At 72.2% G+C, this 25856-nt stretch carries 20 protein-coding genes and 1 pseudogene; 10 read left to right on the top strand and 11 right to left on the bottom strand.

What is annotated here, in order from left to right:
* Position 1: 1 nt before the first annotated feature.
* From dxs to AC0IW9_RS01925, 4 genes are all read right to left on the bottom strand, one after another.
* The gene (gene dxs / locus AC0IW9_RS01910; RefSeq protein WP_471646511.1) at positions 2 to 1924 is read right to left on the bottom strand and encodes a 1-deoxy-D-xylulose-5-phosphate synthase; all 1923 of its coding nucleotides are present in this window, start codon (positions 1922 to 1924) and stop codon (positions 2 to 4) included.
* The gene (locus AC0IW9_RS01915; protein WP_471646512.1) at positions 1924 to 2829 is read right to left on the bottom strand and encodes a polyprenyl synthetase family protein; all 906 of its coding nucleotides are present in this window, start codon (positions 2827 to 2829) and stop codon (positions 1924 to 1926) included. Before AC0IW9_RS01915 ends, dxs begins: the two co-directional genes overlap by 1 nt.
* 7 nt (positions 2830 to 2836) lie before the next feature.
* Positions 2837 to 3064 (bottom strand): exodeoxyribonuclease VII small subunit, encoded by a 228-nt coding sequence (gene xseB, locus AC0IW9_RS01920; RefSeq protein WP_471646725.1) that lies wholly within the window; start codon positions 3062 to 3064, stop codon positions 2837 to 2839.
* Between the two features lie 189 nt (positions 3065 to 3253).
* Positions 3254 to 4150, bottom strand: a complete 897-nt coding sequence (locus tag AC0IW9_RS01925; RefSeq protein ID WP_471646513.1) for a TAXI family TRAP transporter solute-binding subunit — start codon at positions 4148 to 4150, stop codon at positions 3254 to 3256.
* 138 nt (positions 4151 to 4288) lie between these two features.
* On the opposite strand from AC0IW9_RS01925, the gene AC0IW9_RS01930 reads away from it, so the two are divergent.
* Complete coding sequence (locus AC0IW9_RS01930; RefSeq protein ID WP_471646514.1) at positions 4289 to 5290, top strand: Bug family tripartite tricarboxylate transporter substrate binding protein; 1002 nt, start codon at positions 4289 to 4291, stop codon at positions 5288 to 5290.
* Positions 5291 to 5388: 98 nt separating this feature from the next.
* Here AC0IW9_RS01930 and AC0IW9_RS01935 read toward each other — a convergent pair whose 3' ends face one another.
* Positions 5389 to 5694 (bottom strand): hypothetical protein, encoded by a 306-nt coding sequence (locus tag AC0IW9_RS01935; RefSeq protein WP_471646515.1) that lies wholly within the window; start codon positions 5692 to 5694, stop codon positions 5389 to 5391.
* Between the two features lie 187 nt (positions 5695 to 5881).
* Here AC0IW9_RS01935 and AC0IW9_RS01940 point away from each other — a divergent pair, with 187 nt between their 5' ends.
* Together AC0IW9_RS01940 and AC0IW9_RS01945 are read left to right on the top strand one after the other, a co-directional pair.
* Positions 5882 to 7288, top strand: a complete 1407-nt coding sequence (locus tag AC0IW9_RS01940) for an MFS transporter (protein ID WP_471646516.1) — start codon at positions 5882 to 5884, stop codon at positions 7286 to 7288.
* 137 nt (positions 7289 to 7425) lie between these two features.
* Positions 7426 to 8064: an FTR1 family protein gene (locus AC0IW9_RS01945; protein WP_471646517.1), complete on the top strand. Its 639-nt coding sequence runs from the start codon at positions 7426 to 7428 to the stop codon at positions 8062 to 8064.
* Positions 8065 to 8085: 21 nt separating this feature from the next.
* On the opposite strand, the gene AC0IW9_RS01950 is transcribed toward AC0IW9_RS01945, so the two are convergent.
* Positions 8086 to 9153, bottom strand: coding sequence for an amidohydrolase family protein (locus AC0IW9_RS01950; protein WP_471646518.1), 1068 nt, complete (start codon positions 9151 to 9153; stop codon positions 8086 to 8088).
* A gap of 156 nt (positions 9154 to 9309) precedes the next feature.
* On the opposite strand from AC0IW9_RS01950, the gene AC0IW9_RS01955 reads away from it, so the two are divergent.
* Positions 9310 to 10200, top strand: coding sequence for an NAD(P)-dependent oxidoreductase (locus AC0IW9_RS01955; RefSeq protein WP_471646519.1), 891 nt, complete (start codon positions 9310 to 9312; stop codon positions 10198 to 10200).
* Between the two features lie 105 nt (positions 10201 to 10305).
* Here AC0IW9_RS01955 and AC0IW9_RS01960 read toward each other — a convergent pair whose 3' ends face one another.
* The gene (locus tag AC0IW9_RS01960; protein WP_471646520.1) at positions 10306 to 11574 is read right to left on the bottom strand and encodes a DUF2252 family protein; all 1269 of its coding nucleotides are present in this window, start codon (positions 11572 to 11574) and stop codon (positions 10306 to 10308) included.
* 150 nt (positions 11575 to 11724) lie between these two features.
* Here AC0IW9_RS01960 and AC0IW9_RS01965 point away from each other — a divergent pair, with 150 nt between their 5' ends.
* The 6 genes and pseudogenes from AC0IW9_RS01965 (at position 11725) to AC0IW9_RS01990 (ending at position 16868) form a co-directional block, all read left to right on the top strand.
* Positions 11725 to 11901 (top strand): hypothetical protein, encoded by a 177-nt coding sequence (locus tag AC0IW9_RS01965; protein ID WP_471646521.1) that lies wholly within the window; start codon positions 11725 to 11727, stop codon positions 11899 to 11901.
* Positions 11902 to 12133: 232 nt separating this feature from the next.
* Positions 12134 to 13510: an ABC transporter substrate-binding protein gene (locus AC0IW9_RS01970; RefSeq protein ID WP_471646522.1), complete on the top strand. Its 1377-nt coding sequence runs from the start codon at positions 12134 to 12136 to the stop codon at positions 13508 to 13510.
* Positions 13507 to 14253 (top strand): ABC transporter ATP-binding protein, encoded by a 747-nt coding sequence (locus AC0IW9_RS01975; RefSeq protein WP_471646523.1) that lies wholly within the window; start codon positions 13507 to 13509, stop codon positions 14251 to 14253. The genes AC0IW9_RS01970 and AC0IW9_RS01975 overlap by 4 nt, the downstream gene beginning before the upstream one ends.
* Positions 14254 to 14357: 104 nt before the next feature.
* Positions 14358 to 15005, top strand: a pseudogene (locus AC0IW9_RS01980) (ABC transporter ATP-binding protein); the annotation flags it as partial.
* Positions 15006 to 15009: 4 nt separating this feature from the next.
* Positions 15010 to 15864: a branched-chain amino acid ABC transporter permease gene (locus tag AC0IW9_RS01985; protein WP_471646524.1), complete on the top strand. Its 855-nt coding sequence runs from the start codon at positions 15010 to 15012 to the stop codon at positions 15862 to 15864.
* On the top strand, positions 15861 to 16868 hold the full coding sequence (locus AC0IW9_RS01990; RefSeq protein WP_471646525.1) for a branched-chain amino acid ABC transporter permease: 1008 nt from the start codon (positions 15861 to 15863) through the stop codon (positions 16866 to 16868). Before AC0IW9_RS01985 ends, AC0IW9_RS01990 begins: the two co-directional genes overlap by 4 nt.
* Before the next feature lie 15 nt (positions 16869 to 16883).
* Here AC0IW9_RS01990 and glgX read toward each other — a convergent pair whose 3' ends face one another.
* Genes glgX through glgB form a run of 4 tightly spaced genes read right to left on the bottom strand, consistent with a single transcriptional unit; the run spans position 16884 to position 25851 of the window.
* Positions 16884 to 20897, bottom strand: a complete 4014-nt coding sequence (glgX, locus tag AC0IW9_RS01995; protein ID WP_471646526.1) for a glycogen debranching protein GlgX — start codon at positions 20895 to 20897, stop codon at positions 16884 to 16886.
* On the bottom strand, positions 20890 to 22335 hold the full coding sequence (gene glgA / locus AC0IW9_RS02000) for a glycogen synthase GlgA (RefSeq protein ID WP_471646527.1): 1446 nt from the start codon (positions 22333 to 22335) through the stop codon (positions 20890 to 20892). The genes glgX and glgA overlap by 8 nt, the downstream gene beginning before the upstream one ends.
* Complete coding sequence (glgC, locus tag AC0IW9_RS02005; protein ID WP_471646528.1) at positions 22335 to 23615, bottom strand: glucose-1-phosphate adenylyltransferase; 1281 nt, start codon at positions 23613 to 23615, stop codon at positions 22335 to 22337. Before glgC ends, glgA begins: the two co-directional genes overlap by 1 nt.
* The gene (gene glgB, locus AC0IW9_RS02010; RefSeq protein WP_471646529.1) at positions 23599 to 25851 is read right to left on the bottom strand and encodes a 1,4-alpha-glucan branching protein GlgB; all 2253 of its coding nucleotides are present in this window, start codon (positions 25849 to 25851) and stop codon (positions 23599 to 23601) included. The genes glgC and glgB overlap by 17 nt, the downstream gene beginning before the upstream one ends.
* Between the last annotated feature and the right edge of the window lie 5 nt (positions 25852 to 25856).

The following is a 25856-nucleotide window of genomic DNA, read 5'->3' on the forward strand; positions in this document are numbered from 1 at the left end:
CTCAGGCCCGCGCCGGCTTCACGGCCGCATCGGCCCCGAGCGCCGAGACCGCCGCGACGACGATCTGCGCCGCGTTCAGCCCGGCCTCGTCGTACTGCTTCTTCGGATTCTCGTGGTCGATGAAGCGGTCCGGCAGGCAGAGCGGACGGATCTTCAGCCCGTGGTCCAGCATCCCGCGCAGCGCCAGGTGCTGCAGCACGAAGCTGCCGAAGCCGCCGACCGAGCCTTCCTCGATGGTGATGAGGACCTCGTGCTCGCGCGCCAGGCGCTCCACCAGCGCGGTATCCAGCGGCTTGGCGAAGCGGGCATCGGCCACGGTGGTCGAGAGGCCGCGGGCACCGAGTTCCTCGGCCGCCTTCAGGCATTCCGCCAGCCGGGTGCCGTAGGAGAGCAGCGCGACGGTGGTGCCTTCCTTGAGGATGCGGCCACGGCCGACCTCGAGCGGCGTGCCGCGCGCCGGCAGTTCCAGGCCGAGGCCCTCCCCGCGCGGATAGCGGAAGGCGCTGGGACGGTCGTCGATGGCCGCCGCGGTGGCGACCATGTGCATCAGCTCCAGCTCGTCGGCCGCGGCCATCAGCACGATGTTCGGCAGACAGCCGAGGAAGGCGATGTCGAAGCTGCCGGCATGCGTCGCGCCATCGGCGCCGACCAGCCCGGCGCGGTCCATGGCGAAGCGGACCGGCAGGTTCTGCAGCACCACGTCATGCACGACCTGGTCGTAGCCGCGCTGCAGGAAGGTGGAATAGATGGCGACGAAAGGCTTCATGCCTTCCGTCGCCATGCCGGCGGCGAAGGTGACGGCATGCTGCTCGGCGATGCCGACGTCGAAGCTGCGCTTCGGGTATTTCTTGGCGAAGGCGTCCAGGCCGGTGCCGTTCGGCATCGCCGCGTTGATGGCGACGATGCGGCTGTCGGCATCCGCCTCGGCGATCAGCGCGTTGCTGAAGACCTTGGTATAGCTCGGCGGGCCGGGCGGGGCCTTGACCTGCTCGCCGGTGATGACGTTGAACTTCTGCACGCCGTGGTACTTGTCGGCGCTGGCCTCGGCCGGGGCATAGCCCTTGCCCTTTTGCGTCACCACGTGCAGCAGGATCGGCCCCTGCAGCTCGGTATCGCGCAGGTTGCGCAGCACCGGCATCAGGTGGTCGAGGTCGTGGCCGTCGATCGGGCCGACGTAGTAGAAGCCCAGCTCCTCGAACAGGGTCCCGCCGGTCAGCAAGCCGCGGGCATACTCGTCCGCCCGCTTGGCGGCGCGCTCGATCGGCCCCGGGAAGTGCCGCGCCAGCTTCGCCATCATCTCCCGCACGGAGATGAAGGGGCGGGAGGAGACGACCTTGGACAGGTAGGCGCTCATCGCCCCGACCGGCGGGGCGATCGACATGTCGTTGTCGTTCAGCACCACGATCAGCCGGGACTTGTTGGCGCCGGCGTTGTTCATGGCCTCATAGGCCATGCCCGCGCTCATCGCGCCGTCGCCGATGACGGCGATGACGTTGCGCGGGTCGCCCTGCAGGTCGCTCGCCACCGCCATGCCGAGGCCGGAGGAGATCGAGGTGGAGGAATGCGCCGCGCCGAAGGGGTCGTATTCGCTCTCGGACCGCCGGGTGAAGCCGGACAGGCCGCCGCCCTGGCGTAGCGTGCGGATGCGGTCGCGCCGGCCGGTCAGGATCTTGTGCGGATAGGCCTGGTGGCCGACGTCCCAGATCAGCCGGTCGCGCGGCGTCTCGAAGACGGCATGGATGGCGACGGTCAGCTCGACCACGCCGAGCGAGGCGCCGAGGTGGCCGCCGGTCTGGCTGACCGCCTGGACGGTTTCCGCCCGGAGTTCGCTGGCGAGCTGCTTGAGCTGCTCCCCGGAGAAATTCCGCATGTCGGACGGGAATTTCACCCGGTCGAGGAGCGGGGTCGCGTGGTGGGGGGACATCAGCTCCTCCGCTCGATCACAAAATCTGCGAGCATTCTCAACAGGTCTGCCCTCTCGCCGAAGGCGTCAAGGTGGGATTTGGCCTGCGCCACCAGGCGTTCGGCCTGGATCCGGGCGCGGTCCGGGCCGAGCAGGGAGACGAGCGTCGCCTTGCCGGCGGCGGCATCCTTGCCGGTCGCCTTGCCGGCCTCCTCGGCGGTCGCCGTGGCGTCCAGCAGGTCGTCGGCGATCTGGAAGGCGGCGCCGAGGTCGCGGCCATAGCCGAGCAGGGCATGCCGCTGCGAGGCGGCGGCCTTGCCGAGCACGGCGCCGGCCTCGGCCGAGAATTCGATCAGCTTGCCGGTCTTGAGCGTCTGCAGCCGGCCGATGCTGCTCTCGTCCAGGGCGCCGCCCTTCTCCTCCGCGAGCATGTCGAGCATCTGGCCGCCGCACATGCCCCGCGCGCCGGAGGCGCGGGCCAGGCAGCGGACCAGCTCGATCCGCACCGCGGTATCCGGGTGGGTATCCTCCTCGGCCAGCGTCGTGAAGGCCTGGGTCTGCAGGGCATCGCCGGCGAGGATGGCGGTCGCCTCGTCGAAGGCCTTGTGCACCGTGGGCTTGCCGCGGCGGAGGTCGTCGTCGTCCATCGCCGGCAGGTCGTCGTGCACCAGCGAGTAGGCATGCACCATCTCGATGGCGCCGGCGACGCGCAGCGCCGCGTTGCGGGAGACGCCGAATTGCCGGGCGCCTTCCAGCACCAGGAAGCCGCGCAGCCGCTTGCCGCCGCCGATGGTCGCATAGCGCATGGCGGCATAGAGCCGCGCCTCGTCGCCATCCTCGGTCGGCAGCAGGATATCGAGCGCCTGGTCGATCTCCTCCGCCGCCGCCGCCATGGCGCGCCGAAGGGTCGCCTGATCCGTGGTCATGCCGAACCTACTCCACGTCCCGCAGGGTGGGACCACCCGGGCTGTCCACGATCGCCTGCACCTTTGCCTCGGCCTCCGCCAGCTTCTGCTCGCAGTGCCGGCGGAGCGCGGCGCCCCGCTCGTAGTCCGCGATGGCCTGGGCAAGCGAGCCCTTGCCGCCTTCCAGCGACTTCACGATGTCTTCCAGCTCCGCCAGCGCGTCCTCGAAGGACATTGCGACGAGGTCTTCCGCCAGCCGGGCCTGCCGCTGCGCGGGGGCCGGCTGCCGCAGGGGGACCTGCTGGCCATGCGCCTCTCCCATTCGGGTCTCCGTAATTCGAACCCCCAGCATACAGCCGTTGAGGATTTGGCAACACCGGGAACAGGGCGAGGTGGAGAAAGCCACATCGTTGACCCATGGAGATAGTTGGTGCCGCGCAATGCACTAGGGCAGAAGCCCCAATTCCCGCAGGGCTCGGCGCACCCCGGGGTGCAGCAGGGCCGGGTCTCCGGCGGTTGCCGTGGCCGCCGCGGTGCTTTCCCGGGCCTGGGGCAGCCGGGCGGCGAGATCGGCCTCCCCGCGATGCAGCGCCAGGGCCAGGCGATGGCCCAGCGGTTCCGCCAGCCCCGGGCGGGCCAGGACGAAGCTCCAGGAACCGACCGATTCGACGGCGGAATCCTGCCCGGCATAGCTGCCGGCCGGCAGGGCCATCGGCCGCAGGAAGGGCTGGCGGGCGAGGATGCCCGGGATCTCGGCCGCCGCGGGGGCGATGAAGCGGGCCCCGGCCGGCCCGGCGGCGACGGTGGCGAAGCCCGGCCAGCCGGCCCCGCCGCCCCAGAGCGCGGCGACCTGCCCGGCCAGCACCATGGCCGGGCCATCCCCGGCGCGGTCGAGGAAGACCGGGTCGAAATCCCGTTCCGGATCCAGCCCCAGCCCATCCAGCACCGCCCGGGCCAGCAGCACGAGGCCGGAGCCGCGGGCACCCCAGGCGATGCGCCGGCCGCGGAGGTCGGCGATGCTGCGGGCGGGGCTGTCGGCCCGGACGACGAAGAGGCCGGGCGCCGAATACATCGCCCAGAGGATGCCGAGGCCGCCGGGCGCGGCGCCACCGGCGAAGGCGGCCTGGACGACCTCCCCCTGCACCAGGGCCAGGTCCACCGCGCCGGACAGCAGCAGCGGCACGTTTTCCGTGCTGCCCCGGGTATTGCGCGGCAGCAGCCGCAGGCCGGGGTCGGCGGCCTCGATGGCGGCGACGAAGGCCTCGCCATAGGCCGGGAAGCCGCCGCCGGGGGTGGCGGTCGCCAGGGTCAGCGGCGCGGCCATGCTCGGATGCGCGCTCATGCGGCGGGCCGCGGCTTGGGGTCTCGCATGCTGTCCTCCCGGCCGCCGCTCGGCGGGGCGGAAGTCTCGGGCAGCGGGGCGCATTGATCAACCCGCCCGGCGGTGCCTAGCCTGCGGGCAACGAAACGGGGATCCGCCATGCCGCGCCTGCCACGCCGTGCCCTCCCACGCCGTGCCCTGCTGGGCGGGATGCTCGCCGCCCCGTCTCTGGCCGCTCCATCGCTTGCCTCGGCCCAGGGCGCCTTCCCCAACCGGCCGGTGCGGCTGATCGTGCCCTTCGCCCCCGGCGGCTCGGCCGATGTGGTCGCCCGGATCACCGCCATGGGGCTGCAGGAAGCCCTGGGCCAGCCGGTGGTGGTGGAGAACCGCGGCGGCTCCGGCGGGGTGATCGGCTCGGAGGCGGCGCTGCAGGCGCCGGCGGATGGGCATACGATCATCTTCCATACCCTGTCCTCGGCGGTGCTGAACGCCGGGCTCTACCCCAACCTGTCCTTCGACGTGCGGCGGGCCTTCGCCCCGGTGGGGCTGGTCGGCATCCTGCCGAATATCGTCATGGTCGGGCCGAAGGTGCCGGTGCGGAGCCTGGGCGAGCTGATCGCCCTGATGCGGCAGCGGCAGGGGAACCGGCGGGTGACCTATGCCTCCTCCGGCGCCGGCACCATCACCCATCTCTCGGCCCAGCTGCTGGCGACCATGGTGGGGGTGGAGGCGACGCATATCCCCTATCGCGGCTCCGGCCCCGCCTTCGCGGACCTGCTGAACGGCACCGTGGACATGATGGTCGATACCATGGCGAGCGTGATCCCGGCGGTGCGCTCGGGCCAGGTGCGCGGGCTCGCCGTCACCACCACCAGCCGCAGCCCGGCGCTGCCCGAGATCCCGACCGCGCAGGAGGCCGGGGTGCCGGGCTACGAGACCTACAACTGGCACGCCGTCTTCGCCCCGGCCGGCACCCCGGCGCCCATCCTGGCGCAGCTCGAGACGGCGACGCTGGCCGCGGTGCGGGCGATGGACCGGCGGTTGCAGGAGGCGGGGGTGGAGCCGCGGCCCGAGGGCGCGGCGCAGGTGCTGCCCTTCTGGGATGCCCAGTTCGCGCTCTGGCTGCCGATCATCCGGGCCTCGGGCGCGACCGCGGACTGAAGGCCCGCGTCGGACGGGCGCTAGCCGGCGCTCTGCGTGATGGGCGCCAGCTGGCGCTCTGCGTGATGGGCGCCAGCCGGCGCTCTGCGCGATGGGCGCTAGCCGGCGCCCTGCGCCTGGCGCACCGCGTCGAGCACCGCCTCATGCGTCGCCAGGATCCGCCGCAGCGTGGGCTTGCCCTTGTCGCTCGCCTCGGCGATGCCCTCGTGCATCTCCTCGACCCCCGCCGCCATCTGCTCGGCCAGGCCGGCCAGCCGTTCCTGCAGCTGCTCGTTGTCGTCCTGCAGCTCCGCCGTCCAGATCGCCAGGACGCGGGCGAATTCGGTGGCGGCGCGGCTGGGCGGGACGCCGGCCTGCAGGAGCTTGATGAGGGGGGCCAGATCGGCATTCGGGGAACGGGACATGCCCTGGAAAATAGGGAAGCGGACCCCGGGTTGTTAGACGAAGCAGGCGCCGAGGATTGCAACCGCCGGAGGCTGCGCTCACGATCCCCCGGCGCGGGCCAAGCCGCGCCCACCACCATGGTCCACCCGGGCGCCCCAAGACGCCCGGCCAAAGCGCGAGCAACGCGCGAACCAGGAGGGATACGCCATGAGTTCGACGACACTCGGAGTGGCCAGCCCAGCAAGACCCATCCCCGAGCCGGCCCTGACCGCCGGCGGACCGCTGGAGGAGCAGCATCTTCGCTCCCCGGCCTATCGCAACGTGGCGCAGCAGAAGACGCTGACCGGCACGCATTGGCACATCGCCTGGGCCAATGGCCTGGGCTGGGGCTTCGACGGCATGGATGGCGCGATCTTCGCGCTGGTCGCGCCGATGGTCATGACGGAATTCGCCGTCGGCCTGCCCGAGTACCGGACCGGCGTGCAGATCGCCATGCTGGTCGGCATCATCGGCCTCTACCTCTGGCCCTGGCTGGCGGACCGCTACGGCAGGCGCAACCTGCTCGCCGTCAACATCGCCATGTTCTCGCTGATGATGCCGCTGGTCGCCTTCGCGCCAAGCTGGGGCTTCTTCGTCGCCGCCTATGCGATGTGCCGCTTCGCGCTGAACGGCGAATGGGCGATCGGGTCGATGCTGGTGGCGGAAACCTGGCCGGCGCGGCTGCGCGGGCGGATCGTCTGCGCCGACCGGGCCGCCTGGGGCGTCGGCGCGGCGCTGGCCGGCACCATCACCACCTTCGTCGTCGGCAATTGGGGCTGGCGCGCGGCCTTCATCCTGCCCGGCGTGGTGGCGCTGCTGGCGATCTATGTCCGGCTGCTCTGTCCGGAATCGCCCTATTGGGTCCGCACCATGGACCGCAAGCGACGCATCCGCGACCAGCTCGCGCGCGGCGGCCGGCTGGATGCGGAGGATGGCGCCTGGATCGGCAAGGCCGAGAAGGTGGGCGTCCGGCAGCTGTTCCTGCCGGACATGCGGCGCAACACCACCCTCGCCACCTTCGTCGCGACAACCAACCTGATCGCCTTCTCCACCGTCGGGCTCTGGATGCCGCTGTTCCTGAAGGAGGCGCATGGCTGGACCGCGGCGGAATACGGCAGCTTCTACATCGCCTGGGGGCTGGTGGGCGTGCTCGGCATCACCGGCGCCGGCTGGATCATCGACAAGTTCGGCCGCCGGCTCGGCTTCCTGCTGATGCTGGTGGAGGGGGCGCTGTTCCTGACGCTCTGGGTCTATGCCGACAGCAAGCCGATGCTCTGGACCTATGGCTTGCTCTGGAGCATCGGCTTCCTCGGCGTCTGGGGGCCGGCCACGACCTATACGACGGAGATCTACCCGACCCGCATCCGCGGCGTGGGCAACGGCTTCTCCTGGGCGGTCGCCTTCTTCGTCGGCTACGTGCTCTGGCCCTTCGTCGCGGTCTGGCTGCGGGAGGGCACCGGCAGCTTCGCCGCGGCCTTCCTGCTGATCCCGGTGGTGATGCTGCTGCAGGGGGCGGTGGTCTGGTTCTGGAGCCCGGAGAATGCGGGCAAGGACCTGGACGGCATCCACGTCTAGGCACAAGCGCCAGGCGGGCGGGGATGCGCCGGCCTTCGGCGGGACGGTTCCCCACGGGAAATCCATTGGCCGGCATCGATCCGTGCGGCTAGCTTCCGCGCGGCGCAATCGATCGGCAGGCCAGGATTCGTGATATCGTGATAGGCTTCGTTGATTCTCTGCAGGTCGGCGTCATCCTGCTGCGCGAGGCCTTCGAGGCCGTTCTCATCCTGGTCACCGTGACCGCCCTGCTGCAGCGGGTCGCGCCGGGCCACCTCGGGATGCTCTGGGGCGGTGCCGGGCTGGGGCTGCTGGTCAGCCTGCTGGCCGCCGGCCTCTATCATACGCAGCCGTCCGGCGTCGGGGCGCCCTGGGTCGAAGGCGTGACCTGCCTGCTGGCCGCCGGGCTGATGCTCTACGTCGGTGGCTGGCTCTGGCGCCAGGCCGATCCCCTGGCCTGGAACGGCACCCTGGAGCGGGCCGCCCGCCGGGCCCTGTTCATCCGCCGGATGCCGCTCGCGCTCGGCCTGCTCGGCTTCGTGGCGGTCTTCCGGGAGGGGCTGGAATCCGTCCTGTTCCTCGCCGCCCTGGGGCCGGGAACCGAGCCCGGGGCCCTGCTGGTGGGCAGCCTGCTGGCGCTGCTGGTCCTGCTCGCCCTGCTGCAGGCCGGCCGCCTGAGCAACCTGCGCATGCCCCTGCGGCCGCTGTTCCAGGCGACCTCCGTCGTCCTGCTGGTCTCCGCCGCCCAGCTGGCCCATGCCGGGCTGCTGCACTTCCAGTCCGACCCGCTGCCGTGAGGGCGGCGCCGGCCGGCGCCGTCAGAGTCCCAGCAGCGCCTTCGCCGTGCCGCCGGCCAGCGCGGCGCGGGTCGCCGCGTCGAAGCTCCCGACCGCGCAGATATGGCCGATCGGGTCGCTCTCGGCCATGTCGAAGGGGAAGTCCGTCCCCATCATGACTTTGTCCACGCCATAGACCTTGACCAGGTATTCGAGCTGGTGCGGCGTGAAGACGATGGTGTCGAAGAAGACCTTGCGCAGGTAATGCGTCGGCGGCTGCGGCAGGGCGCCGCGGCTGTCGGACCTTGCGCCCCAGGCATGGTCGATGCGGCCGGCATAGGCCGGCAGGAAGCCGCCGCCGTGCACCGCCAGGATCTTCAGCCTCGGGTAGCGTTCCAGCACGCCGTCGAAGATCAGGTGATGCAGCGCGACGGTGGTATCGAGCGGGTTGCCGAGCACGTTGTTGAAGTAGAAGCGGGTGAGGCGCTGGCCCTCGCTGAAGCCGTTCGGATGGATCATCACCAGCGCGCCGAGCCGTTCCGCCGCGGCCCAGAAGGGCTCGAAGGCAGGATCCGACAATTCCCTGTCGCCGACCGTGGTCAGCACCTGCACGCCCTTGAAGCCGAGCGGGCCCATGCAGCGCTCCAGCTCGCGCACCGCCTCCCCCGCGTCCTGCAGCGGCACGGAGCCGAGGCCGATGAAGCGGTCCGGCCGCGCGGCGCAGAAGGCGGCGATCCCGTCGTTCACCATGCGCGTCGCCGGCACAGCGATGTCGAGCGGTACGGTGTAGTAGCATTGCGGCGGCGGCGGCGCGCAGACCTGCAGGTCGATGCCCATGGCATCCAGCGCCGCGAGGCGCGGGCCATGCTGCAGGAAGACCTCCCGCCGGTCGGCAGACTGCTTCGCGTTCAGCGCCTGGGTTTCCGGCGTGGCGAAACGGGACAGCGGGATGGTGGCGGGGTCGAGGTGCGGGGCGACGAAGGCCCCGGCCTCCGGCACCAGCACATGGGCATGGATGTCGATGGTCAGGCCGGGGGGCCGCGTCTCCCGCCCCGGCCTGCCATGGCTGCGGGCGGCGGTGGCGCCGTAGTGGTTGATGGGGTCGGTCATGCGCGGTCTCCCTCGTCCCCGGTCAGGCTAGCCCGCGGTCATCGCCCCGGCCATCCGGCCCGGTGATTGGCCCGGTGATCGGCGCGCATCTGGCCCGGCCCTTGGCGCCGCGCGCCGGGCGGGCCACCCTGCCGGCAAGACGCAGGGAGAATGGACATGGCGCGGATCGGGATCGCCGGGCTCGGCCGGATGGGGGCGGCGCTGGCGGCGCGGCTGCTGGAGACGGGCAACCAGGTGACGGTCTGGAACCGCTCGGCGGAGAAATGCGCGCCGCTGGTCGCCGCCGGCGCCAGCCTGGCCGCCAGCCCGGCGGCGCTGGCCGGGGCGGTGGAGGCGGTCGTCACCATCCTGACCGATGCCGCCGCCATCGGGGCGGTCTATGGCGGCGAGCACGGCATCCTCGCCGCCGACCTCGCCGGCCGCCTGGTGATCGAGATGAGCACGGTGCGGCCGGAGACGCCGGTCGCCCTCGCCCCGCGCATCGAGGCCCGCGGCGGCACCTTCGTCGAATGCCCGGTCGGCGGCACCACGGCGCCGGCCCGGCAGGGCAGGCTGCTGGGCCTGGCCGCCGGCAGCGCCGAGGCGGTCGCCCGGGCGCGGCCGCTGCTGGAGCAGCTGTGCCGGCGGGTCGAGCATGTCGGCCCGGTCGGCGCCGGGGCCTCGATGAAGCTCGCCATCAACCTGCCGCTGGCGCTGTACTACCAGACGCTGGGGGAGGCGGTGACGCTCTGCGGCCATCTCGGGCATGACCCGGTCTGGCTGATGGAGCTGTTCAGCGATACCACCGGCGGCGCCAATGTGCTGAAGATCCGCGGCCCGGCGATCGGCCGCGGGCTGCGTGGCGAGGATCTCGGCCCCACCGCCTTCGACATCGACGGCATCCGCAAGGACCTCCGCACCATGCTGGCCGAGGCGGCCTCCCGCGGGGCGACCCTGCCGATGACGGCGACGGCGCTGGCGGCCTATGACGACGCCTCGGCCGCCGGCTGGGGCGGCCGGGACGGCTCGGCCATGCCGGGCTTCTGGCCGGGCCGGACCGCAGGCTGATGCCGATCGAGCAGGCGCTGGCCTGGATCGCCGAGCACCGCACCGGGATGATCATCCTGGTGGTGGTCATGTTCGTCACCATCGCGGCCCGGCGCGGCCGCTAACTCAGCCAGCCTCCATCGCATGGCGGCGGCAATGCTCGAGATAGGCGGTCTCGTGCGCCGCCACCAACTCGACGACGCTGTTCCAGAGCCAGGAGGGCGCGTCGATCGACTTCGGCCGGTGGCGCTGCAATTCCGCGTGCCAATGCCGCCGGCCGTCGGCATCCATCTGCCGGGCATGGCCCCGGCCGACGACCTGGGCGAGGAAGGTGGCCACGTCCATCGCCTCCGCCCGGGTGAGGTGCTCGATCTCGAGCTTCAGGTCCTGCGGCAGAAGTTCGCGGATGAAGACCGCCTTGTCGAGCAGCCGCGCCGCGGTCATCCGCCCGCCGAGGAAGGGCGAGAGCGCGCGGGCGCCGGCCACCACCCGCGCGGCATTGTCGCGCGGCATCTCGCCGGCGGCGCTGCGCGGGGCGGCGGCGGCGATCGCCTCCTTCACGTCCATCAGGCAGTGCCGTTCCGCCTTGCCGGTATCGACCGCGACCAGCACCGCCAGGCGCAGCCGGCCGAGCGAGCTGCAGCCCTTGCGCCAATAGGCGGCATCCAGCACCCGCACCGGGGCCTCGGCATCGCGCGAGCGCAGCGAGGTCGCCAGCTCGCGCAGCGCATCCTCGGCGAACAGCGCCTCGACCGCGGCCCTTTCATCCCGCGTCAGCGGCCAGAAGCGCTTGCCGAGCGGGATGACCGGCGCCACGCCCTCGATCCGCTCATCCGCCAGGTGCTTCCAGGACCGGCGGGCGGCCTCGCGCATCACCGCGCGGACGAGCTTCGGGCTGCCGCCGTCCGGGCGCTCCGCCTCGGCCCCCGGGGCGAAGGCGGCCTCGTAGCCGGCGACCACCTGTTCGAGGATATGCACGGTGGTCAGCCCGGGCAGGTCCGAGCCCCGCGCCGCCATCGCCAGCGACAGGCCGAGCCGGATGATGTCATGCGCCGGATTGCCGATGACCGTCTGGTCGAGGTCGCGCACCTGCACGGCCAGCGCGCCATCGGCGCTGGCCACCGGGCCGAGGTTGCCGACGTGGCAATCGCCGCAGATCCAGACCGGCGGGCCTTCCGGCAGCCGCAGCCGGTCCGAGGCTTCGAGCCATTCGTAGAAGCGGGTCGTGCTGCCCCGCACATAGGCATGGGCCGAGGAGGCCATCTTGCGGTTGCGGTCGGCGGCCAGGATCGCCATCCGGTCCTGTGGCCGGGGGCCGGCCTTGGCGCCCGCTTTGGGACCGGCCTTGGCCTTGGTCTTGGCGGCACCACTCATCGCGCCAGCTGGCCCAAGCATGGGGGAAGCATCGCCTGTCCTTCTGCAATCACCCGGCTTCAACGGCCAATGCTGCAGAAAGATGACATTACGATCCCTATAGGTTGCAGCGGACGGCAATGGCCGGCGCGGCGGATCATCGCCAGGCGTCCGGACATCAGGGAGACACCGATGCGCCTGCCCCTCCTCCGCCCTGCCGGACTTTGCGCCGGCCTCGCCGCCGCCTTCGCCGCCGGGCGGTCCCGGGCGCTGGCGATCAAGCTGCCGCCGCAGCGGCCGGGGATACCGTCGCGGTGTCCTGAAGCCGCGGTGCCATGGGGCCAAGGGCTGGGCGCAGGCGGCGCTTGACGCCGCCGCGCAACCCGGCTTGGCTTCGTTGCCAAGCGCACCGCGACAGATGGTGCCGGAGGGGAGACGCCTGATGCCGAACGGCATTGCGAGACCGGCCTTGCAGCGGCCCCGGGCCACCAGCACCGGGGTGGCCGGCAGCGGGGTGGCCGCCCGCCAGCACGCCTGACCGCAGCCGCCCCAAGGCGGCGCGGCAATAAATTCCAAGAAACGATCCAGGGAGACTCCAACCATGAACGACTTCGGGACCACCCGTCGCGGCCTGCTGCAATCCGGTGCGGGGCTGGCCGGTGCGGGGCTGGCCGGTGCGGGGCTGGCCGGTGCAGGCCTGGCCGGCGCCCTCACCCTGCCCGCCGCAGTCGCCCGCGCCCAGGGCCCCGCCCGCGGCGGCGATCCGCTGCGGATCGGGGTGATGACCGACCTTTCCGGCCCCTTCGCCGGCGCCGGCAGCCAGCCGCTGTTCTGGGGCGCCGAGGTGGCGATCGAGATGTTCAACGCCGCCGGCGGCGTCGATGGCAGGCCGGTGGTCGCCGTCACGGCCGATAGCCAGTCCAAGGCCGATGTCGCCATCAACGAGGCGGAACGCCTGCTGGGCCAGGAGCGGCTGGAGGTGGTGACGGGGATCTATTCCTCCGCCCATGCCGTGCCGCTGGCCGGACGCTTCGAGCAATCGAAGAAGCTGATGTGGATCACCAGCGCCATCGCCACCGCGGTGCTGAAGGACAAGGGCTACCGCTACGTCTTCCGCCCCACCGTGCATTCCGACCAGTACGGGGAAGGCAGCGTCTCCTTCATCCAGGAACATGCCCAGGCCAAGCTCGGCATGGCGCCCGACAAGGTGAAGCTCGGCGTGATCTACGAGGACGGGCCCTATGGCACCGGCGTCGCCGCGGCGCTGGAGGCGAATGCCAAGCGCTTCAACATGCCGATCGTGCTGAAGGAGGCCTATTCGGCGACCGCGCCCGACCTGTCGACGCTGGTCACCAAGCTGCGGCGGGAACGCCCGGACGTGGTGCTGCAATGCGGCTACAACCCGGACATCACGCTGTTCCTGCGCCAGGCCAAGTCCGGCGGGCTGCGCTTCAAGATGCTGATCGGCCATGGCGCCGGCTGGTCGCAGATCGACCGCCTGACCGAGACCTTCGGCGCCGATGTCAACCACATGTGCAACGTCGACCCGGCGGCGACGCAGATGCTGGACTGGAGCAAGCTCGGCGCCGGCGTCGGCGATCTTGCCAAAGCCTTCGTCGAGAAATTCCAGGCCAAGCACAACCTGCGCGACCTGCCGACCCATGCCTCCATGGGCTTCAACAATACCTGGATCTTCCTCGAGCACGTGCTGAAGCCCGCCGTCCGCAAGACCGGCGGGATGACCGCCGATGCGCTGCGCGACGCGGCGCTCGAGGTCGATATCCCGGTCGGCGGCACCATCCAGGGCTATGGCGTGAAATTCGCCCCCCCGAGCAATCCCATGTCCGGCCAGAACGAGCGCAGCATCGCCGTGGTCATGCAGTTCGAGAACGGCAAGTCGAAGGTGGTCTGGCCGACCGCCATCGGCGTGCCGCCGGTGCTGCCGCTGCCCGCCGGCCATGCCTTCGCCGCCCGATGACGGGACCGCTGCTGGAGGTCTCCGGCCTGACCAAGCGCTTCGGCGGCTTCACCGCCGTCGATGCGGTCTCCTTCGCGGTCGCCAAGGGGGAGATCCTGGGCCTGCTCGGGCCGAACGGCTCGGGCAAGAGCACCACCTTCAACTGCGTCGCCGGCATGCTGAAGCCCAGCGCCGGCTCGGTGAAGCTGGCCGGGGAGGAGATCGGCGGGCTGACGGCGGATGAGACCTGCCGGCGCGGCATCGGCCGCACCTTCCAGATCCCCCGCCCCTTCCGCGGCCTGTCGCTGCTGGAGAATGCCGCGCTGGCCGCGCATTACGGCGCCGGCGGGACCATCGGCCGGGAGGAGGCGGAAACCCGCGCCCGGGATGCGCTGAAGCTGGCGCAGCTGCCGGACGACCCGCATGCGACGACGCAGGGGCTCGGCGCCGCCGGGCTGAAGAAGCTGGAGCTGGCCCGGGCCTTGGCCACCCAGCCGAAGCTGCTGCTGGCGGATGAGAGCCTCGGCGGGCTGGACACGACCGAGATGTATCAGGCCGCGGCCATGCTGAAGCGCATCCGCGACGAGCGCGGCATCACCATCGTCTGGGTCGAGCATATCATGGGCGTGCTGCTCTCCGTCGTCGACCGGGTGGTGGTGCTGGACCATGGCGCGGTCATCTTCCAGGGCACGCCGCAGCAGGCGCAGGAGGACGAGAAGGTCGCCGAGGTCTATCTCGGCCCGCCGGAATCGAGGGTCGCATGAGCGCCGCCGCATCGCTGCACCGGGACCGCCCGGCCTCCAGCGCCTCGCTCGAGCTCGACGGGATCCATGCCGGCTACGGCGACTTCGCCGCGTTGTTCGGGGTCTCGCTCCGCGTCGATCCCGGCGAGGCGGTGGGCGTCGTCGGGCCGAACGGCGCGGGGAAGACCACGCTGCTGCGGGTCATCTCCGGGCTGATCCGCCCGACCGCCGGCAGCCTGCGCTTCGACGGGCATGACCTGGCGGCGACGCCGGCGCATGCGCTGCCGGCGCTCGGCATCGCCCATGTGCCGGAGAACCGGCGGCTGTTTCCGCACCTGACGGTCGAGGAGAACCTCAAGGTCGGGGCCTTCTCGCCGGCCTCGCGGCCGCATTTCGCCGCAAGGCGGGACCATGTCTACGAGCTGTTCCCGAAGATGAAGGCGCGGCGGCACCAGCTCGCCGGTACCATGTCGGGCGGCGAGCAGCAGATGTGCGCCATCGGCCGGGCGCTGATGTGCGCGCCGCGCATCCTGCTGCTCGATGAGCCCTCGGCCGGCCTCGCGCCGCTGGTGGTGCAGCAGGTCTTCGACCTGGTCCGCCGCATCCGGCAGGAAGGGCTGACGGTGCTGATCGTCGAGCAGAACGTGGCCCAGGTTCTCCGCGTCGTGGACCGCGCCTATGTGCTGGAGACCGGGCGCGTCGCCGCCGAGGGGCGTTCGGCCGAGCTCGCCGCCGACCCCGCCATCCGCCGCAGCTACCTGGGAGGGCATTGACCCGATGGATCCCTTCCTTCTCGAGGCCCTGGTCAACGGCATCCTGCTCGGCGGCGTCTTCGCCCTGCCGGCGCTGGGGCTGAACCTGGTCTTCGGCGTCGTCGACGTGGTCTGGCTCTGCTACGCGGAGCTGGTGATGGTCGGCATGTATGCCGTCTGGTTCCTGTTCACCCAGCTCGGCTGGCCGCTGCCCCTGGCCTTCGCCACCTGCCTGCCGATCGTCTCCCTGCTCGGCGTGGCGCTGCACTACCTTGTCGTGCGGCCGCTGCTCTCCTCCCCGCCGATCAACCAGGTTCTGGCGACGGGCGGCGTGCTGTTCCTGCTGCAGGGCGCGATGACGCTTGTCTTCCGCACGGAGTTCCGCAGCCTCGGCGTCGACATGCCGCCGATGGAGGTGGGCGAGATTTTTGTGAGTGGCACCAAGCTGGCGGCCTTCTGCGCCGCATTGATCGGCGCGGCGATCCTCTGGGCCTTCCTGAAATACACCTATGTCGGCACGGCCATCCGCGCCATCGCCCGCGACCGGGAGGTGATGCCGCTGATGGGGGTCGATCCGCAGCGCATCTACCTCATCGCCTCGGCGGTGGGCGGGGCGCTGGCGGGGCTGGCGGCCTGCCTGCTGGTGGTGCAGCTCGACGTGCACCCCTTCGTCGGGCTGTCCTTCGGTCCCATCACCTTCATGATCTGCGTCATGGGCGGGCTCGGGAACATGCTGGGCGGGTTCCTGGCGGCCTTCCTGATGGGGATCATCGTCTCGGTCGGCGGCTTCTGGGGGACGACGGAGTTCTCCTACGTGGTGGCCTTCGGCTTCTTCATCGTCACCATGTTCGCCCGGCCGCGGGGGTTGTTCGCCCGATGAAGCCCTCTTCCTCCTTCGCGCTTGTCCCCTGGGCCGTCGTCGTCGCGCTGCTGGCCTGCCTGCCGCTGCTGTCGCCGCCGGAGTATTTCATCCACCTCGGGGTGACGGTGCTGCTGACCGCGGTCGCCGGCACCGGCTGGGCGATGATGGGGCGCTACGGCCTCGTCTCCTTCGGCCATGGCGCCTTCCTCGGCATCGGCGCCTATACCATGGCCTTGCTGTGGAACCTGGCGGGGATCACGCCCTGGATCGGCATCCCCATCGCCGTGGCGCTGGCGGCCGGCGCCGGCGTGCTGCTGGGCTATCCCTGCTTCCGGCTGAAGGTCATCGGCCATTACTTCGCGCTGGTGACCCTGGCCGCGGGCGAGATCGTCCGCATCCTGATCACCGCCCTGCGAGAATATACCGGCGGCTCGCTGGGGATGACGCCGGACCGGGTGCCGGGCGGCAATGCCTTCCTCGCCATGCAGTTCGAGAAATCCGGCTTCTGGTGGCTGGCACTCGCCGCCTGGGCCGGCGGGCTGCTGGCCTGGTGGTTGCTCGATCGCTCGATGTCCTCCAAGGCGCTGGCGGCGATCTCGGAGGACGAGGATGCCGCGGCCTCCATCGGCATCCGGGTGACGCGGGAGAAGCTGAAGGTCACGCTGATCTCGACCGGCCTCGCCGCGCTGGCCGGGGCGCTGACGGCGCAGTACCGGATGTACCTGAACCCGGAATCCCTGGCAGGGCTCGGCCCCTCGCTGCAGATCGTCTTCGGCGCCATCGCCGGAGGCATGTATGCGCCGCTCGGCCCGACCGTGGGCGCCATCATCACCATCGGCCTCGACGAATCGCTGCGGGTCGCCTTCGGCACGGAGTTCACCGGTGGCGCGCCCTTCATCTACGGCATCCTGCTGGTGCTCTTCATGATCTACCTGCCGCGCGGCATCGTCGGAATCTTCGAGCGGCGGCGGAAGCCGGCGACGGCGCCGCCGGCGCTGGGCGTGCCGGCGACCGTGAAGTAGCGCCCCCCAAGGGCGTTACGACGGACGGGGGGTGGTTCGCCCGGTAGCGGCCGCGGCGAGGATCGCCCGGGCGCGCGGGCTGTCCAGCAGCTCGGCGACCGTCACCGGCAGGCGGCGGCGCCAGTTCGGCCGCTCCCGGTCGGTGCCCGGCAGGTTCACCGCCACCCGCTCCCCGGCCAGGTCCTCCGCCTGGACCAGCAGCAGCGCGGCCGGGCCGGCGGCGACCAGGGCATGGATGGCGGCGGCGAGCTCCTCGCCCGAGGCGGCCTCCGGCAGCATCGCCAGCAGCGCCGCCCGTTCCGCCGCGCGTTCGGTGCGAGCCGCGGCGGCGCCGGCGGCATCGAGCAGGCCGAGCGCCTCCCGCTCGGCGATATCCGCACCCTCCAGCCAGCCCTCCAGCGGCGGCAGGTCGTGGGTGGAGACGCAGGCGGCCGAAAGGGCGGGCCATTCCGCGGCGGGGATGAAGTCCCGGCCGCGCCGCTCGAACCAGAGCACGCGGTAGGAGAGGATATTGGCCGCGGCCAGATCCTCCCGCAGCCCGGGCGGCACGGTGCCGAGGTCCTCCCCCACCACGGTGCAGCGGGCGCACTGGCTTTCGAGGGCGAGTTCGCCCAGCAGGGCGCGGCGGGGATAGGCGAGATAGGCACCCTCGGCACCGCGGGCGCCCTCGGGCACCAGGAACAGGCGAGTGAGGCCGAGGACGTGGTCGATCCGCAGTGCCGCGGCATGGCGCATGTTGGCGCGGACCAGCCGGGCGAAGCCGTCCAGCGCGCCCGCGGCCAGCGGGTCGGGCGGCGGCAGGCCCCAGACCTGGCCGTCGCGGGCGAAGGCATCCGGCGGCGCGCCGACCGAGACGCCGCGCAGGAAGGGCGCATCGCCCGACCAGACCTCGGCGCCATCGGGGGCCGGGCCGACGGCAAGGTCGCGGTAGAGCCCGGCGCCCTGCCCGGCCGCCGCCTTGGCCGCCGCAGCCAATTGGGCATCGGCCAGCCATTGCTGGAAGGCGACGAAGCCGATGGCATCGGCGTGGTCGGCGGCGAAGGCGGCGACCTCCGGCGCATCGCCGCGGGCCAGCCCGGCCGGCCAGCGGCGGGCATCGGTATGGCCCTCCCGCTCGGCCAGGGCGGTGAAGGTGGCGAAGCCTTCCAGCGCGGCGCCGCCACGGCGGCGGAAGGCGGCGAAGGCGGCGCGGCGCGGATGGTTCACCGGGAAGCCGGCCCAGGCGGCGGCCAGGACGCGGCGCTTGGCGGCCCAGACGGCGGGGTAGTCCACCAGATCCCCGCTCGGGATCGCCTCGGCCGCCAGCGCCTCCCGCGCGCCGGGGAAGTCGGCCAGGGCGGCGACATTGATCAGCACGGGTTCGAGGAAGCGGCGGTCCGAGGGCTGGTAGGGGCTGGCCCGGTCGCGGTCCACCGGCATCAGCGCATGCGGCGGGCTGATGCCGATGAGGGAGGCGCCGAGCGCGCCGCCGCCCTTCGCCAATTCGGCCAGCGCGGCATAGTCGCCGATGCCCTGGTCGCCGCGGCGGCGGAGCCCGTAGGTCTGCGCCGCGATGCCGAAGCGGCGGCCGAAGTCCCCGGGCAGCCAGGCGGCGGCGGGCACCACGGCGATGCGGCAGGCGATGCCGTCGTATTCCTCGGCCAGCAGGCGGTGGCGGCCGGGCGGCAGCGGCGGCAGGGCAATGCGGCGATGGAGCGGGCCTTCCCAGATGCCGTCCTCCGGCCGCACCAGCAGCCGCTGGCGGCTGCCGTCCTCGTGCCGCAGCAGCAGCGCCACCGGCCCCGCGGCACCGGCCAGCGGCGGGCCGAGCGGCAGCGAGCCGGGCTCGCCCGCCGCCAGGGTCAGGCTGGCCGGCAGGGCGCGCGGCGCCCGCAGCCGGTGCAGGCTCTCGGTCGCCTGGGCGGCGGAATTCGCGGGCAGGCCGAGGCTGGCGAGCAGGGCGCGCAGGCTGCCCTCCGGCACGCGGTGCTCCTGCCCGGCGAGGTCGTGCCAGGCGGGGGCGATGCCGGCGGCGGTGGCGAGGCTGGTGAGCAGCGCCGGATCGGCGGCGCGGGCGGCGGGCGGCGATTGCCGTTCCTCCGCCAGCAGCCGCACGCTGCGGGGCGCAAGCTCGCCCTCGGCGCCGGCGCTGTCGGCGAGCAGGGTCCAGGCGAAGCCGGGCCGCGCCGGGGGCGGCACCAGGGCGCAGGGCGCGTCGCCGCCGTGCAGGGCGACCAGCACCCGGTCGTCCCCGGCCTGCAGCAGGACGACGAGGCTGCGGCCGCCGTCCCAGTCCTCGAGCGGGCCGCCGTCCGGGCGCAGCCAGGCGACGTCGCCCTGCCCGGTCAGCCGCGCCCCGGCCCGCAGCGCCGGATGCGCCAGCCGGGCGCGGACCAGCCGGCCGGTGAACGCCACCAGCGCGGTGTCCATGCCCTCCCAGTCGAACCAGGACAGGGCGTTGTCCTGGGCATAGGCATTGTTGTTGCCGCCCTGGCTGCGCCCGGCCTCGTCGCCCATGGAAAGCATGGGCGTGCCGCGGGCGAGCAGCAGGGTGGCGAGCAGGGCGCGGACATCCGCGGCGCGGCGGGCACGGATGGCGGGATCGTCGGTGGGACCCTCGACGCCATGGTTCCAGGAGAAATTCTCGGAGGAGCCGTCGCGGTTCTCCTCGCCATTGGCCGCGTTGCGGCGATGGGTGAAGGCGACGAGGTCGGCCATGGTGAAGCCGTCGTGCGCGGTGACGTAGTTCACGCCGTCGACCAGCGAGCGGTGGTCGGCGAAGACATCGGCCGAGCCGGCGAAGCGAGTGGCGAATTCGCCCAGCATCCCGCCGTCGCCGCGCCAGAAGCGCCGCACCGTGTCACGGAAGCGGTCGTTCCATTCGCCCCAGCCGGCGGGGAAGCGGCCGAGCTGGTAGCCGCCGGGGCCGATGTCCCAGGGCTCGGCGATGATCAGGCGGTCGCGCAGCACCGGGTCCTGGCGCATGGCGGTCAGCAGCGGGGCGGCGGGGTCGAAACCGTGCTCGCGGCGGCCGAGCGTCGCGGCGAGGTCGAGGCGGAAGCCGGCGACGCCGGCCTGCACCGCCCAGTGCCGCAGCGCATCCATCACCAGCCGCAGCGGCCAGGGGCGGTCGAGCGCCAGGGTATTGCCGCAGCCGGCGTCGTTGGCGTAGCCGCGGCCGCCCCTGTCGCCCCCTTGGGTGCGGTAGAATTCCGTGTTGCCCAGACCGCGCAGCGACAGGGTCGGGCCGAGCTCGTCGCCCTCGCCGCTGTGGTTGAAGACCACGTCGAGGATGGTGCCGATGCCGGCCTCGCGCAGCGCGGCGACGGCGGCGCGCACCTCCGCCATGCCGCCCGGGGCCAGCTTCGGGCAGGGCGCCAGGAAGGCGACCGGATTGTAGTTCCAGTAGTTGGTCAGGCCGAGCGGCGGCAGGTGGCGCTCGTCGATGCCGGCGACGACCGGCAGCAGCTCCACATGCGTCACGCCGAGCGCCTGGAGATGGGCGATGGCGGCGGGATGGGCGAGGCCGGCGAAGGTGCCGCGGATCGCCTCCGGCACCTCCGGGTGGCGCATGGTGAAGCCGCGCACGTGCAGCTCGTAGATGACCTTCGCGCCGGTCGGCAGCGGCGGCAGGGCGGGCGGCGCCGGTTGCGGCGCGGCGACGATGCCCTTGGGCATGAAAGGCGCGCTGTCCGTGCCATCCGGCCGGTCCCCGGTATCCAGCAGCGCCGGGTGCAGGCGGAAGGGCCGGTCCAGCGCAGTCGCCCAGGGGTCGGCCAGCAGCTTCGCCGGGTTGAACAGGTGCCCGGCCGCCGGGTCCCAGGGGCCATGGGCGCGCAGGCCGTAGCGGGCACCGGGGGCGATGCCGGGGATATGGCCGTGCCAGACCGCGCCGGTGCGGGCGGGCAGGCGGTGGCGCGCCACCTCCACCGTGCCGGTCGCGTCGAAGACGCAGAAATCGACGGCACTCGCCGCCGGCGCCACCACGGCCACATTCACCCCATCCGCATCGGCGGTGACGCCGAGCGGTTCCGCAATCCCGTCACCCATGCAGCATCCCGTGGAACAGCGCGGCGTAGCGCGTGGCGGAGCGGCGCCAGGAGACATCCCCGGCCAGCGCATTGCGCTGCACCTGCGCCCAGGCGGCGGGGTCGCGGTGGAGCGCGGCGGTGCGGTGGATGGCGGCCATCAGCGCCTCCGCCGTGGGCGGGGCGAATTGCAGGCCGGTGCCGCTGCCGGCCGCCAGCGCCGCCTCGTTCGCATCGATCACGGTATCGGCCAGGCCGCCGACCCGGGCCACCACCGGCAGCGCGCCGTAGCGCAGCGCGCAGAGCTGGGCCAGGCCGCAGGGCTCGAAGCGGGAGGGGACGAGCACCGCATCGGCCCCGCCGTAGCCGAGGCGGGCCAGCGCCTCGTCGAAGCCGATGACGGTGCCGATCCGCCCGGGATTGGCGGCGGCGGCGCCCAGGCAGCGCGCCTCCAGCGCCGCTTCCCCGGTGCCGAGGATGGCGAGCTGCCCGCCCTCCCCCAGCAGCGCCGGCAGCGCGTCCAGCACCAGGTCCACGCCCTTCTGCCAGGCCAGCCGGCCGACGAAGAGGAAGAGCGGCGCGGCGGGGTCGGGGGCGAGGCCGAAGCGGGCCTGCAGCTCGGCCTTGTTCAGGGCGCGCGGCGATGGGTCCGCCGCATCGAAGCGGGCGGCGAGATGCGGGTCGGTCGCCGGATTCCATTCCCGGTCGTCGATGCCGTTGAGGATGCCGCTGACCGCGCCGCCGCGCCCGCGCAGCAGCCCGTCGAGGCCCATGCCGCCCGCCGCCGTGCGGATCTCCTGGGCATAGCTGGGGGAGACGGTGGTGATGCGGTCGGCGTACCAGAGCCCGGCCTTGAGGAAGCCGACCTGGCCGAAATACTCCACCCCCTCCATGGCGAAGGCCGCCGGCGGCAGGCCGAGGGCGGGGAAGAGGCTGGCGGGGTATTGGCCCTGGAAGGCCAGGTTGTGGATGGTGAAGGCCAGCGGCAGGGGGCTCGCATGGTTCAGCCGGAGGTAGGCGCCGGTGAGCCCCGCCTGCCAGTCATGCGCATGCACCGCATCGAAGGCGAGGCCGCGCGCGGCGCCGGTGGCGACCATGGCGGCGGCGGCCGAGAGGGCGGCGAAGCGGAGGGCGTTGTCGGCCCAGGGCACGCCATCGGGCGCGAGGTAGGGGTTGCCGGCCCGGGCGAACAGGTGCGGCGCATCCAGCAGCAGCAGGTCGAGCCCCGCATGCGTGGCCCGCAGCAGCCGGGCCGGGCCGCCGAAGAGCTCCGGCAGGGCCAGCACCGCGCGTGCCTTGGGAACGGCCGCCAGCACCGCGGGATAGCCGGGGATGAGGGTGGTGACGGCGATGCCCTGGGGGGCGAGCGCGGCCGGCAGCGCGCCGACCACATCGGCGAGGCCGCCGGTCTTGACCAGGGGGAAGCACTCGGAGGCGACGGCCAGAACCCGGAGCGCCATCAGGCGAGCTTGTCCAGCATGGACTGGGTGATGAGGCAGATGCCCTTGTCGGTGCGGCGGAAGCGGCGGGCGTCCTCGACCGGGTCCTCCCCCACCACCAGCCCTTCCGGGATGCGGACGCCGCGGTCGACCACCACGTTGGTCAGCCGCGCATAGCGGCCGACATCGACCTGCGGCAGCACCACCGCGCCATCCAGCTTGGCCCAGGAATGCAGCCGGACATGGGTGCAGAGCAGCGAGCGGCGGGCCGCGGCGCCGGAGATGATGCAGCCGCCGGAGACCAGGGAGGAGATCGCCTCGCCGCGCCGGCCGGCGACGTCGTGGACGAATTTGGCCGGCGGGGTGATCTCGGCATAGGTCCAGATCGGCCAGTCGCGGTCGAAGAGGTCGAGCGGCGGGACGATGTCGGTGAGGTCGATATTGGCCTCCCAATAGGCATCCACCGTGCCGACGTCGCGCCAATAGGGGGAGAGTTCCGAGGAGGAACGGACGCAGGAGCGCTCGAAGCGATGCGCGACGGCCTTGCCGTTGCGGACGATCCAGGGGATCAGGTCCTTGCCGAAGTCATGCTCGGAGGTGAGGTCCTCGGCGTCGCGCTTGAGCTGGTCGAGCAGGAACTTCGTCTCGAAGACATAGATGCCCATGCTGGCCAGCGCGAGGTCCGGCCGGTCCGGGATGCCGGGCGGGTCGGCCGGCTTCTCGACGAAGTCGACGATGCGGCCGGTGGTATCCACCTTCATCACGCCGAAGCCGGTCGCTTCCATGCGCGGCACCGCCATGCTGCAGACGGTCACGTCGGCGCCCTGCTCGACATGCTGCTGCAGCATGTTCTCGTAGTCCATCTTGTAGATATGGTCGCCGGCCAGCAGCACGATGTGGCGCGGCGCGGCATCGGCGATGATGTCGGCATTCTGGAAGACCGCGTCGGCGGTGCCGAGGTACCAGTTCTGCTCCGAGATCCGCTGGCTGGCGGGCAGGATGTCGAAGCTCTCGTTCCGCTCGGGGCGGAGGAAATTCCAGCCGCGCTGCAGGTGCCGGATCAGGCTATGCGCCTTGTACTGCGTCGCCACGGCGACACGGCGGATGCCGGAGTTGATGGCATTCGAGAGCGCGAAATCGATGATGCGGGACTTGCCGCCGAAATAGACCGCCGGCTTGGCGCGGCGGTCGGTCAGCTCCATCAGCCGGCTGCCGCGGCCGCCGGCCAGCACGAAGGCCATGGCGGTGCGGGCGAGCGGCCCATGCGCCCGCTCCGGCCCGTATTCACGGCTGTTCGGCATCCTTCACTCCCCCCGCGGCCTCGTCCGGCACCAGATAGACCGTGGCCAGCGGCGGCAGCAGCAGGCTGGCCGAAGCGGGCAGGCCGAAAGCGGGCACCGCGGCCGCCTCCACCACCCCCAAATTGCCGAGATTCGACCCGCCGTACACTGCCGAATCCGTGTTCAGCACCTCCCGCCAGCGGCCGGCCCGGGGCAGGCCGATGCGATAGGCCGCGCGCGGCACCGGCGTCAGGTTGCAGAGCACCGCGACCAGGCTTTCCCCATCCTGGCGGATCCAGGTGAGGACCGATTGCATCTCGTCGTCGGCATCGATCCATTGGAAGCCGCGGGGATCGGCATCGCCGGCATGCAGCGCGGGCAGGCGGCGGTGCAGCCGGTTGAGGTCGCGCACCAGCGCCTGGAGGCCCCGGTGCTGCGGATACTGCAGCAGCCACCAGTCGAGCTCGCGGTCCTCCGACCATTCCCGCCACTGGCCGATCTCGTCGCCCATGAAGAGCAATTTCTTGCCCGGGTGCCCCCACATGAAGCCGTAGTAGCAGCGCAGGTTGGCGAATCGCTGCCAGTCGTCGGCCCCGCCGCCATCCGGCGCCCCATTGGGCATCCGGCCGAGCAGGCTGCCCTTGCCATGCACCACCTCGTCATGGCTCAGCGGCAGGATGAAGGCCTCGTCGAAGGCATAGAGCAATCCGAAGTTCATCAGCCCATGGAACCAGCGGCGTTGCAGCGGGTCATGCGCCATGTAGCGCAGGGTGTCGTTCATCCACCCCATGTTCCACTTGAAGCCGAAGCCGAGGCCCCCATCCCCATTGGCGGGCGATGTCACCCCAGGGAAGTCGGTGGCCTCCTCGGCGATCATCAGCGCGCCCGGCGCCTCCCGCGCCACCAGCGCGTTCAGCCGGCGGAGAAAGGCGATGGCCTCGTGGTTCCGCGTGCTGCCATCGGCATTCGGCGCCCAGCCGCCCGGGGCGCGGCCATGGTCCAGATGGATCATGAAGGAGACGGCATCGACCCGCAGCCCATCGGCATGGAAGCGGTCGAGCCAGAACAGCGCATTGGAGGCGAGGAAGGCGGCGACCTCCGGCCGGCCGTAGTCATAGACGCCGGTGCCCCAGCCGGGGTGGAAGCCGCGCCGCGGATCCGGGTGCTCATACAGCGGGGCGCCGTCGAAGCGGGCCAGGCCCTGCTCGTCCTGGGCGAAATGCGCCGGCACCCAGTCGAGGATGACGCCGATGCCGGCGGCATGCGCCGCATCGATGAAGCGGGCCAGGCCCTCCGGCCCGCCGAGCCGGGCGGTGGGCGCGAAGATCCCGACCGGCTGGTAGCCCCAGGAGGCATCGAGCGGATGCTCCATCACCGGCATCAGCTCGATATGGGTGAAGCCGAGATCGGCGACATAGGGGATCAGCGCCGCCGCCAGCTCGTCCCACTGCCAGAAGCGGCCATCCGGGTGGCGGCGCCAGGAGGTGGCATGGACCTCATAGATCGAGAGCGGCCGGCGGCGCGGATCCCCGGCGGCGCGGGCGGCCATCCAGGCGGCATCGGTCCAGGCGAAGGGGGCGGGATCGGTGACGAGGGAGGCGGTATTCGGCCGCAGCTCCGCGGCGAAGCCGCAGGGATCGGCCTTCAGCGGCAGGATGCGGCCATCTCCGGCCATGACCTCGTACTTGTAGGGCGCGCCGGGCCCGATGCCGGGGAGGAAGATCTCCCAGATCCCGCTATCCGCGCGGCGGCGCATCGGGTGGCGGCGGCCGTCCCAGGCATTGAAGCTGCCGACGACGGAAACCCGCGCGGCATGCGGCGCCCAGACGGCGAAGCGGGTGCCCGCCACGCCGTCCCGGGTCACGGGATGCGCGCCGAGCCTGTCGTAGAGCCGGCTATGGGTGCCCTCCAGCAGCAGGTGGTCGTCGAGCGGCCCGAGCCCGGGGCCGAAACCGAAGGGATCGGCGAAGTCCCAGTCGAGCCCGGCGCGGGAGGCCCGCAGCCGGTAGCCGGGCGGCGGCGGGGCACCGGGCAGCAGCGCCTCGAAGAAGCCCTCCGGATGGCGGCAGCCGAGCGGCTGGGCGCCGGCGGGGGTCAGCAGGGCCAGGGCCTCCGCGCCCGGGACGAAGGCGCGGAGGATGAAGCCATCCCATCCGGCCGGGGCGGGATGTGGGCCGAGCAGCGCGAAGGGATCGCCGTGGCGGGCGCCGAGGATGGCGGCCACCTCCCCCTCCGGTGCCCGCCATGGCGCCCGCATCGGCC

Source organism: Belnapia sp. AC561 (genome assembly GCF_979252845.1).

Excerpts from the sequence above, each read along its gene's own strand:
- AC0IW9_RS01990 (WP_471646525.1), top strand. The coding sequence starts at position 15,861 with ATGAAGCCCTCTTCCTCCTTCGCGCTTGTCCCCTGGGCCGTCGTCGTC.
- glgA (WP_471646527.1), bottom strand. The coding sequence starts at position 22,335 with ATGGCGCTCCGGGTTCTGGCCGTCGCCTCCGAGTGCTTCCCCCTGGTC.
- AC0IW9_RS01940 (WP_471646516.1), top strand. The coding sequence starts at position 5,882 with ATGAGTTCGACGACACTCGGAGTGGCCAGCCCAGCAAGACCCATCCCC.
- AC0IW9_RS01955 (WP_471646519.1), top strand. The coding sequence starts at position 9,310 with ATGGCGCGGATCGGGATCGCCGGGCTCGGCCGGATGGGGGCGGCGCTG.
- AC0IW9_RS01975 (WP_471646523.1), top strand. The coding sequence starts at position 13,507 with ATGACGGGACCGCTGCTGGAGGTCTCCGGCCTGACCAAGCGCTTCGGC.
- dxs (WP_471646511.1), bottom strand. The coding sequence starts at position 1,924 with ATGTCCCCCCACCACGCGACCCCGCTCCTCGACCGGGTGAAATTCCCG.
- glgB (WP_471646529.1), bottom strand. The coding sequence starts at position 25,851 with ATGCGGGCGCCATGGCGGGCACCGGAGGGGGAGGTGGCCGCCATCCTC.
- AC0IW9_RS01965 (WP_471646521.1), top strand. The coding sequence starts at position 11,725 with ATGCGCCTGCCCCTCCTCCGCCCTGCCGGACTTTGCGCCGGCCTCGCC.
- AC0IW9_RS01985 (WP_471646524.1), top strand. The coding sequence starts at position 15,010 with ATGGATCCCTTCCTTCTCGAGGCCCTGGTCAACGGCATCCTGCTCGGC.
- AC0IW9_RS01935 (WP_471646515.1), bottom strand. The coding sequence starts at position 5,694 with ATGTCCCGTTCCCCGAATGCCGATCTGGCCCCCCTCATCAAGCTCCTG.
- AC0IW9_RS01915 (WP_471646512.1), bottom strand. The coding sequence starts at position 2,829 with ATGACCACGGATCAGGCGACCCTTCGGCGCGCCATGGCGGCGGCGGCG.
- glgC (WP_471646528.1), bottom strand. The coding sequence starts at position 23,615 with ATGCCGAACAGCCGTGAATACGGGCCGGAGCGGGCGCATGGGCCGCTC.
- AC0IW9_RS01925 (WP_471646513.1), bottom strand. The coding sequence starts at position 4,150 with ATGAGCGCGCATCCGAGCATGGCCGCGCCGCTGACCCTGGCGACCGCC.
- AC0IW9_RS01970 (WP_471646522.1), top strand. The coding sequence starts at position 12,134 with ATGAACGACTTCGGGACCACCCGTCGCGGCCTGCTGCAATCCGGTGCG.
- AC0IW9_RS01960 (WP_471646520.1), bottom strand. The coding sequence starts at position 11,574 with ATGCTTGGGCCAGCTGGCGCGATGAGTGGTGCCGCCAAGACCAAGGCC.
- AC0IW9_RS01930 (WP_471646514.1), top strand. The coding sequence starts at position 4,289 with ATGCCGCGCCTGCCACGCCGTGCCCTCCCACGCCGTGCCCTGCTGGGC.
- glgX (WP_471646526.1), bottom strand. The coding sequence starts at position 20,897 with ATGGGTGACGGGATTGCGGAACCGCTCGGCGTCACCGCCGATGCGGAT.
- AC0IW9_RS01950 (WP_471646518.1), bottom strand. The coding sequence starts at position 9,153 with ATGACCGACCCCATCAACCACTACGGCGCCACCGCCGCCCGCAGCCAT.